The organism is Haematobacter massiliensis, from assembly GCF_000740795.1.
Classification (GTDB): Bacteria; Pseudomonadota; Alphaproteobacteria; order Rhodobacterales; family Rhodobacteraceae; genus Haematobacter; species Haematobacter massiliensis.
In genome coordinates, this window is sequence record NZ_JGYG01000001.1 from 183,624 (window position 1) to 196,774 (window position 13,151).

Here is a 13,151-nt window from a genome sequence, read left to right on the forward strand (position 1 = left end):
GGCATTCGAAAGATTCGTTTCTTGTGTTTTCCCTGACTAAGGGGAAACTCAGAAATTTACAATCATGTGAGAGGATTCTCTATTGAATCTGAATTTTATCCTCCTTGACGGATTGCACTCCAACTGGTTGCCAGCCAGAGGTGGAGAATCCGGCAATACTGTTTTCCGACGTGCCGATGAGCAGGCATACGCAAAAATCGCGCCTACCGCCCTCCGGAAAGAACTTGCCGAGGAGCGCGACCGCCTCATCTGGCTATGCAGCCGAGGTGTGGCGTGTCCTGAAGTCATCAGTTGGCGGGAAGAACAGGAAGGAGCGTGCCTGGTGATGACGGCCATCCCCGGAGTGCCGGCAGCAGATCTTTCAGGATCCGACTTGCTCGAGGCATGGCCGTCGATGGTTGATCAACTCAATGCTGTTCACAGCCTGTCGGCAGAGGAATGCCCGTTTGAGCGCAGGTTGTCAGAAATGTTCGCACGCGCTGTTGATGTCGTTTCCCGCAATGCCGTTAACCCCGACTTCTTGCCAGACGAGGACAAGCTTACGCCGCAGCCTGAGCTTCTAGCCCGGATCGAACGCGAGTTAGCGGTGCGACTCGAGCAGGAAAGTCGCGAATTGACGGTTTGCCACGGTGATCCCTGCATGCCGAACTTCATGGTAAGCACCAAAAGTCTGCAATGCACTGGTCTGATTGATGTTGGTCGGCTTGGAAAAGCGGACCTTTATGCAGATTTGACGTTGATGATCTCCAACGCCGAAGAGATCTGGGCCTCTTCAGATGAAGCAAAGTGCGCTTTCGATATCCTTTTCGCACGCTTGGGGATCGATGCTCCTGATCGTGAACGCCTCGCATTCTATTTGCGCCTGGATCCGCTTACCTGGGGGTGATGCTCATGCCACCTGAATTTCCAGATGATTGGGATGTTGCACAACCAGTTCTCATTGCGGACACCTTTTCAAGTTGTGTCTGGAAAGTCTTATTGCCGGGTGGAACTCCCGCAATCATCAAGGCATTAAAGCCAATAGAGGATATTGCTGACGAGCTGCGGGGGGCGAACTATCTGGCGTGGCGCAATGGTAGAGGTGCGGTTCGCCTGCTCGGTCGAGAGAATGACTTGATGCTTCTCGAATATGCGGGAGAGCGAATGCTGTCCCACGTCGCTGAGGAAGAAGGCGACAACCAGGCGACGCAAATTGCGGCCGAGCTCATGGCGAAATTGTATGATGTATCGCCCGAACCTCTGCCGTCGGCGCTTCTCCCGATCAGGAATCGCTTCGAGGCCTTGTTTCAAAAGGCACGCGACGAACAATCTGAAGGCTATCGAAATGACTATCTCGAAGGAGCAATCGTTGCTGATCAACTGATGAGCAGTGCTTTAGAGCTCCGCGGGTTACACGGTGATCTGCACCACGAAAACATCATGCTCTCCGGCCGAGGGTGGCTCGTGATAGATCCGGTCGGACTGGTCGGGGAAGCGGGCTTTGGCGCTGCCAACATGTTCTACGATCCGGTTGAAAGGGACGATCTCTGCCTCGATTCTGAACGCATTGCGCTGATGGCGGATGCGCTCCGCGTCGTGTTGATCGTTCTCTGCAAGCAGTGAGCCGCTCCCTTGCATCCCCTGAGGAGGAGTTGGGGGTTCAGCTTGTCCACCGAACTACGCGGCGTTCCGTGCTAAGCGGCGCCGGGCAGGCATTCTATCGGCGAGTGAAGCCGGCGGTGATGGAAATTAAAGAGGCGCAGCTTGATGTAGCCAATCGCCGGACGGAGCCATCGGGCATTTTGCGGGTGGGGGCGCCAATGCTGTTCGGGCCTGACTTCCTTGTTCCGATCATCGCGGAGTATATGGAGAACTACCCGCAGATCGAGGTCGATCTCCAGTTGACTGATACCTTCGGCGACCTCTCAGGCGAAGGGCTGGATGTGGCGGTGCGCATCGCCGATCTGCCAGATTCCAGCTTGCAGGGAAAAAAGCTGGGCGCACTACGGCGCGTGGTGTTTGGTGCACCGTCATACTTCGCACGGCATGGTCGGCCAACGCATCCAATGGACTTGCACGATCACGCTTGCATCGTCAGAACCGTCGACAGCCAACCCGGCAAATGGGCCTTCCAGGTTGAGGGAAAGAGACGCATGGTTAGCGTCCACGGCGCGTTTCGATCCAACGCAATGACAGCGGTCTACTCGGCCGTAAGCGCCGGGCTTGGACTGGGCTACTCGCCGCTTTGGCAGATTCGGCACCTTGTGGATGCCGGACGAGTGGAGATCGTCCTGAAAGAGTATGAACCGAGGCCAGTACCGATCCACGCACTTTGGCAAGAAAGCAGACTACCACCCGCCAAGGTTCGGGTATTTTTTGATCTTCTAGCGAAACGTCTCAGGCTCGGTGATCTGTAATGCCAAGGCATTCGATGGCCTATCTAGCGCACCCGCTAGACATGCATCCCGCATATGTCGCACCATAGCGAGGCGTGCTACACGGACCGCTCTAGAGCGACTTGACGGAGATGAGCATGAAACTGCCCCATGGCCGCGCCGCCGTCGATGATCGTAATCTCTAAAGCCCAAGCCCTCGCTGCCTTCCCAAATTCCACGACACCGAACTGCCCTGCACAACACCCGTAATCTCGCGGCCGAGCTGTCGGTCTATGACCGGTCGCCACGGAACAAGGGTGAACTCGTGGCTCTGCTCCACCACGGCAAACTTGCCGCTCGATAGCTGGATGGTCCCGCTGAACTTGCCGCTGACGGTCTCACCGTCGGTGGCGGCGCGGAACGGCAGGTTCTTGGTCGCGGCCATGTCGCCGCCGATCCGCTCGATCTCGCGGGCGCGCAGCGTGGCGAGGAGATTGCGCCGGTAGAGCGTCCCGCCGTTCGGGCCGGGCGTCGCGTCTCCATGGTCGATATGATGTTCGCGGCGGCGGTCGATCGCCTCGCGGACCTGTTGCCCGAAGCCTGTCGGTGCAAGGTCGGAGGTTTCCGCCGACATGAGGCGGCGGTCGAGCCAGGTCGCGCCGTCCGCGCCGATCTGCTGTTCGAGCCGGGCGGCCGAGAGGATGCGGATATTGGCCTGCTTGTTGCGGCCCGCGTCATAGGCCGCGGCGCGGGTCACCAAATCGTCGGGGATGCGCCATTGGTCGGCGTCGATCCGCTCGACGATGCCGGCGCGGCGCAGCGCCTCAAGCCGGCGCACATGCGCGTCGACATAGCCATCATAGTCGCCTCCAGGAACGCGGCCCTCGAACTTCGCCTGTTCGAGATGGCGGTTCGGCCGATAGACGCCGCCCTCGGCGATGGTGGCGATGGTCCGATCCGATGGCCGGCTTGCGGTATCGGCCGGGCCGATCTCGACGACGCTGCCGATCCGCGCGCCCTCGATGCGGGCCGGGTCGATGCCGGGCAGATGATGATTGCGCCCGTCAATGCCATCGACCACGACGGTCAGGTTCTCGCCCAGCTCGTCGGTCAGATATTTGTCGACGACGCGGCCGATGACCGGGACTTCGGGCACGGCGTCGTGAAGCTGGAACGTCGTCGGATCTCGGTCCATCCCATCGGCCTTCAGCGCCTTGTGCATACTGCGGATGATGTCGCCACGCTCGCCCAGCTCGCGCAGCGCCGGTTCCATCCGCTCGCTCAATTCCCAGACGCCCGGCGCGTGCTCGGTGGCTAGGCCCATCTTCTCCAGCTTGGCGAGACGGCGCAGGCGCAAGGTCCGGTCGCGCTGGCGGCCCGGATCGGCAGGGTCGCCCCGCAAGTCGAGGAAGCGGTTCTCGGCTTCGCTCGCCATGGCGCGGTCAATGCGGGTGAAGCGGTCCTGGCCGATCTCGGCGGTGAGCTTGCGGCTCTGCTCGATCTCGGTGACGGGACCAAGCTCCAGCGTGGTCAGCTCGCTTGCTCGCTCGCGGATGCCGTTGGCGAGATAGTCGCCGTTGATGACAAGGTTCTCGCCCAGCTCGTCCTTGCCGCGCACGATGACATGGACATGGGGATGGCCGGTGTTGTGATGGTTGACCGCGACCCAATCGAGCCGGGTGCCGAGATCGGTTTCGACCTGGGCCATGAGGTCGCGCGTAAAGATCGTGAGGTCGGAGAGATCGGCTCCGTCTTCGGGCGAGACGATGAAGCGGAACTGATGGTGGTCGTCGGCGCCGCGCTCGACGAAGGCAGCGCCGTCGGCGCGATCCTCGCCGGCCGAATAGAGCTGGCCGTGCTCGCCCTCGCGCGAGGTGCCGTCACGCTGGATATAGCGCAGATACGCGGCGGATTTGCCGTTCTTGCCCGCGCCTTGGACGTAGCGGGCTTTGACGACGACGCGGCGCACGCCGGGCACGCTGTGACGCCAGCCGCCCGACAGGGTGCGGGCGCGCACGAAGGCCGCGCCGCGTCCCCGTTTCAGGCCCGGCCCGCCGCTCGCCCGCGATGCCTTCGCGCCCTTGCCGCTGCCCTGCGATCGGGACCGCTGCGACGATGGCGACGACGATAATGGTGATGATGAGAAGCTCCGTGACGGGCTGTTGCTATGCTGGCGCGCGATCTTCTTCGCCTGGGTCAAGAAGCTCTTGGCCTTGCCGAGCTTGGGGGCATCGGCGCGCACACGGCCCGGCCTCGGGCGGAAGCGGAATTCCTCGTCGTCGCTCAAGCCAGCGCCTCCGGGGAAAAACCACGGAAAACCGCCGAATTCGGGCCATGGTGCCGTTCAAAACCCAGCAAGGCCAAGGCTTTGCACCACGTCGCGGCACGCTGCGTCCAAACCCGAGGTGCCACAAGCGCCGCCCCAGAACAGTGCAAACAAGGGCTTGCCCCAAGGCCGCGCCAACTGAGTGCCGGTTTCCTTTATCCTGCCCTCCGCCCTTTCTTCCCTTCCTGCCTTTCCATCCAGACATGCAGCCAGGCGATCCCGACCTGACTGCACACCGCCGGATCAAGCACGCGAGAACGCGGGGACGCGATGCTCATCGCCGTTCCCCGTCGTTCGGGCGGGCGACGAACATGCTGCCGCGCTGCGGCTCCGCATCGACGGGGTCGCGCACCGGAACGGCAGCGCGACCGTCGCTCGATCGCTCGCCAGACTGCGCGCCGGACACGCTCGAACGTGCGCCGGATGGCGTTTCCGCCGCGGTTCGGATGTCGCCCGCGCGCAGAATGAACAGCGGGGCCCCACGCCAATCGGGCGGCGTCTCGGCGCGTTTCTCCGGAGCATCGGACGGCGCGGCCTGGCCAAGCAGCGGCAGGAGCGCAGCGACATAGGCGCGGGTCTCGGCGGGCAGCGGACGCCCCTTTTCGCGATGATCGTCATCACGGCCGGGACCGGCATTATAGGCGGCGAGCATCGCGGCGACATTGCCGTAGCGGTGCCACATCTCGCGCAGATAGGCGGTGCCCGCGAGGATGTTGTCGCGCGGATCGTAGGGATCGCGGCCGAGCCGGTAGCGCACGCGCAGGCCCGCCCAGGTGTCCGGCATGACCTGCATCAAGCCCTGCGCGCCGGCCGGCGAGATCGCGCGCACGTCGCCCGCGCTCTCCGCGCGCAGCACGGCATGAATCCAGTGCGCGGGAATGCCGAAGCGCTGCGACGCCTCGGTGATATGCGCGCCATGGGGATCGCTGACGGATTGCGCCATGACGGAGGATTGCGCGACCGTGACGGCGGGGTCCGACGTGAAAGCCAGCAGTGCCAGAGACAGCACCACGGCATAGCGCCGGGCGGACCTGCCCACGCCACGACGCCAGCGTGCTCGCTGCGGTCAAGGGTGCGTGCGAAGCGCCGGCCGATGGCCGCCCTTGACCTTCGCTGCGCGCGCCGGCCGTCCTGCGGTCGAGCGGGACGGAGGAATGAGACGGCCTTTTCGCGAACAAAGGAATAAAGGCTTTGAGCGCGCGGGTGACGGGATAGCGCATGGCTTCAATCCCGCTCTTCGCGCGGTTTCGGGCGCGTCCAGTGCAGCGACCATGACGATCCGGCATCGTCGTCGCGGAACAGGTTCGCGCGGATCGGGTGCCGCAAGGCGGGATCTTCGAGCAGCACGGACAGATACTCACCGGCCTTCTCGCCGGTGCGTTTCCACGCCGCGCCGACCTCCGGGCCGTCATCCGCGATGATGTGGACGCGGTAGTCCGGCGCATTCTCGGCGTCGGAATGCGCTGCGGGAAAGATGACGAGTTCCCGCTTGAGGGTGAGCGTGACAAGTTCGCAGGCAAAGCCGGAAGCGTCGCGATGGAATTGACCGATCTGAGGCATTTCTAGTCTCCGTGCGGTGGCGTTGGGGAATCCGTCGGCGGGCACCGCTCCCGCCGATCGGGAAGCGGTCAGCGGGTCGGTGCGAGCCAGACGAAGCGGCCATCACCGTCCTCGCCGGTCCAGAGCGGCAGCGCGCGGCCGACGACGGCGCTCGCGGGGATGGGACCGAAATAGCGGCCGTCCAGGCTGTCGCGGACGCCGCTGTTCATGAGGAAGAGCTCGTCCCGCGCGACGACGCGGCATCCGCGCCAGACGGGCAGTTCGCGGCCGATCCGGTCACGGTCGAGCGCATCGCCCATCGCCACGCCATCGACGGTGACGGTGCGACCGGTGCGGCAAACCCGCTGGCCGGGAAGACCGACGACGCGCTTCAGCAGCGGCACGCCGCGCCCGACATAGCCACGCGCCACCATGAATCCGGCGAGCGGTTCGGGCGGCATGACCGCGACCAGCTCGGGCACGGTGAGCCGGTCAGCCGGTTCGACGGTGTAGAGGCCGACTGGCGCGCTGGCGGTGACGTTCCAAAGGAACCTCAATGGCATGTCGGCGACGCTGGTTACGGCGAGCAGCGTCACCGCTAGGATGTGGCGGCGGCTCATGGATCGATCCTCCGGCGGCCGATCCATGCGGCATGGCGCTCGGGCGTGTAGGCGGTCGGCTCCTGCCCGGCGCTGAGCCGGTTATGGACTTGCCGCCAGTGATCGGGCGAAGCGTCGGTCGCATCGAGGCCGAGCGCTTCCACCGCGTCGATCGCGGCAAGCGCGCGCTGGACCTTCGGCCAGCCATCGAGCCGCAACAGAATCTCGCCGCCGGGGCGAACGAAGGGCAGCGTCTGGAAGGGATCTCCGCGGCCGATGGCGCGCACGATGTCGATGCGCGAGACGATTGTGCCATGCTCGCCGGCCGCCCAGCGGACGAACGCGAAGATGCTTTCGGGCGCGAAGCCGACAACGCTGCGGCGACGGTCGAGGATTTGTTCGTAGGCTTTGCGGCCGAAGCGTATCCGGTGCTCGACCCTGCGTTTCTCGAAGGTCAACTCGACCAGGGTGGTGAACGGCGCTGGCCCGTCCGGCAGCGGACGGCCATGTGCGCGGTGCGAAGGTCTGCCGCTCATGACCGGTCTCCATGGCGGTCGTCCTCGGCGAGCATGTCGCGCAGCACGTCGGCGATGGATGGGGCGGCACCGGCACCACGCCTCGCGCGCGGGTGCGTCAAAGAAGAAGAGTTAGATTCTCTGTTAGACTCTAAGTTGGCAGCCGGATTCCCCGTTTTGTGCCAAAGGCTTAACTGGGGTCCGTGCGCCCGAAATCCCGATAGTGCTGTGCCCGAAGTCCCGATACCCTTTGCGCCCGAAGTCACGAGTGTTTCCACAGACTTGTCCACAGGCACTTTGGACGGATCGAGCGGCCGGATTTGCAGCAGCTCGCGGCGGCCTTCGCGGTAGATTTCGAGGCGGTAGCCGAGCAGCGATTGCTTCGCGGCGATGCGGCGCAGGTCGAGCGCGAAATCCGAAATCCGCGCCATGGAGCCGGATTTCTGGTGAAGATGCGCGACCTCGAACAGCCAGCCGTGCGGCTGATGTCCGGCATGTTTACGGGCGACGCGATAAAGCCAGCGTTCGATGCCGCCGGTCAGGCGGAAGTAGTCCGGGTCGATCGCCAGCACGAGCGAGAGGCCGGTGACGCCGCGATAGAACCAGTCGGGCAGGACGAATTCCATGCCCTCGACACGGCCGTCGCGGGTGGTCAGCTCCTCCCATTCGTTGATCCAAGAGAATTGATGCCGCCGCCAATGCTCGCCCTGCCGGATCGTCGTGCGGATCGACGTCGATTGCAGGCGGATGAGCGCGTTCTTGAGCAGGCGATATTCCCGCGCGCCGGTCGCGCGGTCGATCGCCATGAGGAGTTGATAGGGCGTGAAGCGGAAGAGGCGCGAGGTGCGCAGGCCGTTGTTCTCGGCCGCGACGATCTGCGAGGCCGCCCATATCAGAACGTCGGCGTCCCAGATGGTTGCCATGCCGCAATCGGCCCCGGCGAACACCTCGACGCGGACGCCGGCGGATTCGTAGAGGATGGGCGCGGTGCGCTTGGCCTTGGCGAGCGAGAAGAACGGGCGTTCCATGAGATCGCGCTGGTCGCGGGGCGCGGCGTTGCCGGTCGCGACAACGAAGGGGTCCAGGCGGCTGCGCTCGTTGGAGCTGCGGCGATACGTGTCGGCGGGTCTATGATTGTCGTCGCGCAGCATTCAGCACTCGCCCCGCTCTTGCGGCGTCAGCGGGCGGGCCGGAAAGACCGTGCCGGCGTTTGGATCGCGAGTGGATTTGCGGGAGCCGATTTCGGTCCAGGCTTCGAGATCGCGCACCGTGTAGAGGACGCGACCGCCGACCTTGCGATAGGTCGGCCGGTGCCGTAGGTGCGATGTTTCTCAAGGGTGCGGCTGGATATGCCGAGGAAGCGCGCGGCTTCCTGCGTGCGCAACAGGCGCGGCGGCATATCCGCGTTGGGGTGGATGGCCATAGATCACCTCTGTTTCGTCGATGGATGCCGCTGCCGTCGTGGCGGCGGGCTACAGCGAACCATGGCGAGGGATCGGCGACTGGTAGCGTGACGCATTTGGACTTATGCGCTCGCGGCACCCCGAGGGGATGTGCTGCGATCTTAATACGCTGAGTTATTTCAGCGGGTCATTGCCCACAGAATGGATTCGTCAAAGACATTCCCGCACGGTTCGGCTGTGATTACCACTGGAGCAGAAACGCACTGCTTCGGGGCGTCGAAACCCCTCACGAACGGTTGGTGCTGGCCGTTACAGCACCACACTCCTTGACCTTATGGTCGGGGAGCCTGTGGCGTATGCAACAGGTTCACCCGAACTAAAGGCCACGGGGCCGTTTCGTGACGGTTTCGAACTCCCCGATCACCAAGAGTCAGAGAGGATGTTTGCGGGGGCGCACCACAGACGAAACCTTCTTTACGATGGGGACTGTTGCCAATGCGCAATCCGGTCGAACTCGATCTCGAGGTGGATGACGTAGCGCCGAGTGGCAACATCGTCACCTCCTACGACGAACAGCACTACGTTACCTATTTGCGGCTACTGGATGCGGACCGTGACGGTGCAGACTGGCGAGAGGTGGCGCGGATCGTCCTGCACCGTGATCCAGTCGTCGAGGAGGCGCGTAGCCGGCATTGCTGGGAAACCCCTCTAGCTCGTGCGCAATGGCTGTCGAAAGCAGGCTATCGGCGGATTCTGGAGCAGGCTGTTGCGCGCGCCGCGCAGGACCGCGGAACGTCATCTACGAGGTGATTTGATCGGATAGCGAAGCAGAAACCGATAGCCTCCACGCGTCATTTTGATGCCGTGAGCGACAAGCCGGCGGGCCTTGTTCTTTTGCGGCCCGATCTCCCAATCCTCTTTCGTCCCCTTAAATCCGAGCAGCACTTCGGCAATGGCCTGATAACTCTCGCCACGCAGCCGCGCATCCAGCGCACGCAGGGACAGGATATGCCACTGTCGAAGTTGCGCTGGCATCGCCCGGAAATCGGAACCAGGGGGGCGGCCATTGATGGCGCGCCAAAGGCGACGAGCCGCATGAGCGCGTAGTTCCAGAAAAGAATCCATTGGCAGGCACGCTGCGTAGAAGGCGGCAGCGTCGGGCACGGCCTGCGGAAGCCAGAACTGATGAGCAACGCCATCGAGTTGCCAGATGCCATGCCAGCCATCGGACGCCTGACGCAAATCGAGGCCCTCAAGATGCGCTAGCGTTACAACCGGCTCCGCGTCGTCATGCGAATGCTGCACTGGAGAGAGCAACACGGCTTTCGGCTGAAGGCTCGGGATCCAGAATAGAGACTGTTGATCGGATGCCGTTTCAGGATCGGTCGGAAAATCGCAACCCCCAACGCTGCACGAAGGCTTCCAGGCGCCCCGGGTCCGGCTCACGCAATCCGGTTAAGATTTGAAACTCGCGCCGATAATCGTCGTGTCGGCGAAGATATTCCCAAGCGAAACCGGCAGCGGGGATGCTCTTGGCAAACTGATAGGCCGCCGGAGAACGCCAGTCGATGCTCAGCATGGCCTTACCTCTCTATTCAGGCTTGCGCGAAGCAACGCCCGGACAAAGAGTGTTCAAGACGCGTCGTAATAATTGTAGCCGCGCTATCCAGATAAATGGAGCGCATAACGCGATCAGTATTCTGATTAATCTCTTCTTAACAATGCTTGCGTGATTCTGCGGGCCGGGCATAGCTCCGCGAGCGCGCCATGTTCCGGGCATTGCCGCGTCGCCGATCCGGTTTTCGCGCGCTGCTGGGCTACCCGCCGTGCGAGCGAATGGCCATGGTGCCGCCACCTCACTGATGTCGGTGCGACGATGATCGAGGTCCGACCTTTCGGGAACCACGCCGATAGCTGGAAGCAAGCTCAGTGCAGAAAGTAGATGATCATCCTGAGGTGGCGGTGCTCATCCGCGATAAGCGTCTCGTGAGCAAAATTGAGCCGCGCACCATTTAGATCAAGGATAGCGCCAATGCCCCTGCTGTAGCTGTCCCTGCCAGGTTGCTCGAACCACCGTCGGAAATCAGGTGACAGCTTCTTAAGATCATCGATCAGGCCAAGCATGGCGGGGTCGTCGGGGGCGGTTGCGAGATCGCTGCGGAACTGCGCGAGGAGCTTGGGAGCATCCTCTTGCCATGCCGGCAGGCGGCGGCGCAGCTGAGGGTCCGCAAAAACCAGTCGCATGACGTTGCGCTCCGCTGCCTCTCTGCTGGAAAAGCCGAACAGGCTGTCGGCCGCCTCGTTCCACGCTATTACATCCCAGCGCAAATTGACGACGTAGGCAGGTCGTGTGATCAGATCGTCCAGCAATTGCTGCGTCAATGCACTGATCGACGGCCATTGGTAGGCTTCCGGCGGAGGCGGGCGACGATGTGCAAGAAGAAAGAGATGGCTGCACTCGGTGTCGTCCAGTTTCAAGGCTTTTGCCACCTTGAGCAGAAAACTCTCCGACACTTGTATTTCGCGGCCCTGCTCGAACCAGGTATACCAGGTAAGCCCGACGCCCGCGAGCGCGGCCACTTCCTCCCGCCGGAGACCTGGCGTGCGGCGATGTCCCGTTGTGGCCAGGCCGACATCCGCAGGCACGAGCCTCGTTCTGTGGCGCAACAGGAACTCGGAGAGTTCGCCTCGCGAGCGGACTAGGGTCCGACTGGACATGGGATTGCTCACGGTAATAGGATAATTTCTTATATTGTAACAGGATTATTTGGCTTCGAAAATAGGCATCCGACAAGGGGGCCAGCACCAGCCTCCGAAAAGGAGGCAAAATGAAACAGGATAATCTCGACGGTTCCCTTTCCGGCGCTACGGCCGAAGGAACAACCACACTTGCCAAAGCGGGGGCGCGTGAATGGCTCGGGCTTGCGCTGCTGGCCCTGCCGACCGCGCTGCTCGGGCTCGACCTCACGCTTTTGCATCTGACATTGCCGGCGTTAGCCGCCGACCTGCAGCCGACCAGCACCGAGGCTCTCTGGATCATGGATGCCTATGGCTTCCTGATCGCCGGCTTCCTTATCACCATGGGCACGTTAGGCGACCGCATCGGCCGGCGCAGACTGCTCATGATTGGTGCGGCTGTCTTCGCCGTCGCATCGGTGTTTGCGGCTTTCTCCACTAGTGCCGTTATGCTGATCGTGGCGCGGGGCGCGCTAGGGGTGGCTGGGGCGACGTTGATGCCTTCGACCTTGGCGCTCATCAGCCACATGTTTGCCGATCCGCGCCAGCGCGCCCTTGGTTTCGGCGTGTGGGCGACCATGTTCGCGTTGGGTATGGCGACCGGGCCAGTCGTCGGTGGCCTGCTGTTGGAGTATTTCTGGTGGGGAGCGGCCTTCCTCATCGCGGTGCCCATCGTCGGTCTGCTGCTTTTGCTCGCGCCAGTCATGCTGCCCGAGTACAGAGCTCCGGAGAGTGGGAGAATCGATCTTACCAGCGTCGGTCTATCGCTCACTGCCATGCTCCCGGTAATCTATGGTATTAAGCAGATCGCAAAGGATGGCTTCGGCCCCGGCGCAATCGGCCCGATCATTGTGGGGCTCGTCTTCGCATTTCTGTTTGTCCGGCGTCAGCGCCGCCTTGCCGACCCCCTGCTTGACTTGAGCCTCTTTGCCAACAAAGCCTTCAGCGTGGCGCTGATCGTGCTGCTCTTCGGTCTCGTGCCGGTGGGCGGCACCATGTTGCTCGTCACCCAGTATCTGCAACTGGTTGCCGGCTATTCGCCGTTCCTTGCGGGACTCTGGATGGGACCGCCCGCGCTGGCGATGGTCGCTGCCGGCATTGGTGCGCCCATTCTGGCACGGCGCGTCCGACCGGGTTTCGTCGTGGCCGGAGCGCTCGCCCTGTCTGTCGTGGGCTATCTGATGCTTACAAGAGTCGGTATTGGGGCGGCGGAAGTGAGTGTTGCCGTCACAGGTTTTTCGCTGGCCTATCTTGGTCTTGGCACCATTGCCGCGCTCGGCACCGACCTGGTGGTGGGATCGGCGCCGGCGGAAAAGGCCGGATCGGCGTCGGCTATGTCGGAGACGGTGCAGGACTTGGGTGTATCCCTCGGCATCGCCGTGCTCGGGAGTCTGTCCACTGCGGTCTATCGCCACTCAATGTCCGGTCGCATACCCGATAACCTTACCGCAGAATCGCGCGCGGCAGTCACCGACAGCTTATGGGCTGCTTATGGGGTGGCGTCGGACTTGCCCGCCGGTCTGCTCGAAGAAGCACAGGCCGCGTTCACGGCAGGCTTCAATGGTGCGGCCATCTTCGGCGCGATCAGCGTGGCGATCCTGGCCGTCCTCTCTGCCGTGGCGCTGCGGCATGTCGGAGCGCTCGGACATTCTTCAGAACCAGCAGGCGAGAAGTAGACA

At 62.9% G+C, this 13,151-nt stretch carries 13 protein-coding genes and 2 pseudogenes; 5 read left to right on the plus strand and 10 right to left on the minus strand.

From position 1 onward, the window contains the following. The first annotated feature begins 82 nt into the window (after positions 1–82). The 3 genes and pseudogenes from CN97_RS00880 (at position 83) to CN97_RS00890 (ending at position 2,396) form a co-directional block, all read left to right on the plus strand. Entirely contained in the window at positions 83–886 is an 804-nt protein-coding gene (locus CN97_RS00880; protein ID WP_035705780.1) for an APH(3'') family aminoglycoside O-phosphotransferase, read from the plus strand. Continuing rightward, positions 886–1,587: pseudogene (locus tag CN97_RS00885) on the plus strand (aminoglycoside phosphotransferase family protein); the annotation flags it as partial. The gene CN97_RS00880 and the pseudogene CN97_RS00885, both read left to right, overlap by 1 nt. 134 nt (positions 1,588–1,721) lie before the next feature. Continuing rightward, positions 1,722–2,396 carry a substrate binding domain-containing protein gene (locus tag CN97_RS00890; protein WP_242685155.1) on the plus strand — a complete coding sequence of 225 codons (675 nt, stop codon included), beginning with the start codon at positions 1,722–1,724 and terminating at the stop codon, positions 2,394–2,396. 160 nt (positions 2,397–2,556) lie between these two features. Here CN97_RS00890 and CN97_RS00895 read toward each other — a convergent pair whose 3' ends face one another. The 7 genes and pseudogenes from CN97_RS00895 to CN97_RS21170 all read right to left on the minus strand — a co-directional run bounded on the left by CN97_RS00895 (position 2,557) and on the right by CN97_RS21170 (position 8,756). Next, a complete protein-coding gene (locus tag CN97_RS00895) occupies positions 2,557–4,062 on the minus strand; it encodes a DUF3363 domain-containing protein (RefSeq protein WP_407059725.1) in 1,506 nt (501 codons plus the stop codon). Positions 4,063–4,954: 892 nt separating this feature from the next. Next, positions 4,955–5,692 carry a lytic transglycosylase domain-containing protein gene (locus tag CN97_RS00900; protein WP_035706847.1) on the minus strand — a complete coding sequence of 246 codons (738 nt, stop codon included), beginning with the start codon at positions 5,690–5,692 and terminating at the stop codon, positions 4,955–4,957. Between the two features lie 212 nt (positions 5,693–5,904). Then, positions 5,905–6,240 (minus strand): DUF736 domain-containing protein, encoded by a 336-nt coding sequence (locus tag CN97_RS00905; protein WP_035705785.1) that lies wholly within the window; start codon positions 6,238–6,240, stop codon positions 5,905–5,907. Positions 6,241–6,308: 68 nt separating this feature from the next. Continuing rightward, the gene (locus CN97_RS00910; RefSeq protein WP_035705787.1) at positions 6,309–6,839 is read right to left on the minus strand and encodes a S26 family signal peptidase; all 531 of its coding nucleotides are present in this window, start codon (positions 6,837–6,839) and stop codon (positions 6,309–6,311) included. After that, entirely contained in the window at positions 6,836–7,354 is a 519-nt protein-coding gene (locus CN97_RS00915) for a DUF2840 domain-containing protein (protein WP_035705790.1), read from the minus strand. The genes CN97_RS00910 and CN97_RS00915 overlap by 4 nt, the downstream gene beginning before the upstream one ends. Continuing rightward, a complete protein-coding gene (locus CN97_RS00920) occupies positions 7,351–8,484 on the minus strand; it encodes a replication initiator protein A (protein ID WP_035705793.1) in 1,134 nt (377 codons plus the stop codon). Before CN97_RS00920 ends, CN97_RS00915 begins: the two co-directional genes overlap by 4 nt. Next, positions 8,485–8,756 (minus strand): annotated as a pseudogene (locus CN97_RS21170) (helix-turn-helix transcriptional regulator). A gap of 475 nt (positions 8,757–9,231) precedes the next feature. Between CN97_RS21170 and CN97_RS00925 the strand changes: the two are divergent. Then, positions 9,232–9,546, plus strand: coding sequence for a DNA -binding domain-containing protein (locus CN97_RS00925; RefSeq protein WP_035705795.1), 315 nt, complete (start codon positions 9,232–9,234; stop codon positions 9,544–9,546). On the opposite strand, the gene CN97_RS00930 is transcribed toward CN97_RS00925, so the two are convergent. From CN97_RS00930 to CN97_RS00940, 3 genes are all read right to left on the minus strand, one after another. Then, a complete protein-coding gene (locus CN97_RS00930; protein WP_242685157.1) occupies positions 9,532–10,056 on the minus strand; it encodes a DUF2285 domain-containing protein in 525 nt (174 codons plus the stop codon). The genes CN97_RS00925 and CN97_RS00930 overlap by 15 nt on opposite strands. A 55-nt stretch (positions 10,057–10,111) precedes the next feature. Then, positions 10,112–10,315 (minus strand): transcriptional regulator domain-containing protein, encoded by a 204-nt coding sequence (locus CN97_RS00935; RefSeq protein WP_035705800.1) that lies wholly within the window; start codon positions 10,313–10,315, stop codon positions 10,112–10,114. Between the two features lie 347 nt (positions 10,316–10,662). Further along, on the minus strand, positions 10,663–11,454 hold the full coding sequence (locus CN97_RS00940) for a helix-turn-helix transcriptional regulator (protein ID WP_035705803.1): 792 nt from the start codon (positions 11,452–11,454) through the stop codon (positions 10,663–10,665). A 110-nt stretch (positions 11,455–11,564) separates the two neighbouring features. Here CN97_RS00940 and CN97_RS00945 point away from each other — a divergent pair, with 110 nt between their 5' ends. Next, complete coding sequence (locus CN97_RS00945; RefSeq protein ID WP_035705806.1) at positions 11,565–13,148, plus strand: MFS transporter; 1,584 nt, start codon at positions 11,565–11,567, stop codon at positions 13,146–13,148. The last annotated feature ends 3 nt before the right edge of the window (positions 13,149–13,151 follow it).

Excerpts from the sequence above, each read along its gene's own strand:
- CN97_RS00890 (WP_242685155.1), top strand. The coding sequence starts at position 1,722 with ATGGAAATTAAAGAGGCGCAGCTTGATGTAGCCAATCGCCGGACGGAG.
- CN97_RS00895 (WP_407059725.1), bottom strand. The coding sequence starts at position 4,062 with ATGGCCCAGGTCGAAACCGATCTCGGCACCCGGCTCGATTGGGTCGCG.
- CN97_RS00905 (WP_035705785.1), bottom strand. The coding sequence starts at position 6,240 with ATGCCTCAGATCGGTCAATTCCATCGCGACGCTTCCGGCTTTGCCTGC.
- CN97_RS00910 (WP_035705787.1), bottom strand. The coding sequence starts at position 6,839 with ATGAGCCGCCGCCACATCCTAGCGGTGACGCTGCTCGCCGTAACCAGC.
- CN97_RS00915 (WP_035705790.1), bottom strand. The coding sequence starts at position 7,354 with ATGAGCGGCAGACCTTCGCACCGCGCACATGGCCGTCCGCTGCCGGAC.
- CN97_RS00920 (WP_035705793.1), bottom strand. The coding sequence starts at position 8,484 with ATGCTGCGCGACGACAATCATAGACCCGCCGACACGTATCGCCGCAGC.
- CN97_RS00925 (WP_035705795.1), top strand. The coding sequence starts at position 9,232 with ATGCGCAATCCGGTCGAACTCGATCTCGAGGTGGATGACGTAGCGCCG.
- CN97_RS00935 (WP_035705800.1), bottom strand. The coding sequence starts at position 10,315 with ATGCTGAGCATCGACTGGCGTTCTCCGGCGGCCTATCAGTTTGCCAAG.
- CN97_RS00940 (WP_035705803.1), bottom strand. The coding sequence starts at position 11,454 with ATGTCCAGTCGGACCCTAGTCCGCTCGCGAGGCGAACTCTCCGAGTTC.
- CN97_RS00945 (WP_035705806.1), top strand. The coding sequence starts at position 11,565 with ATGAAACAGGATAATCTCGACGGTTCCCTTTCCGGCGCTACGGCCGAA.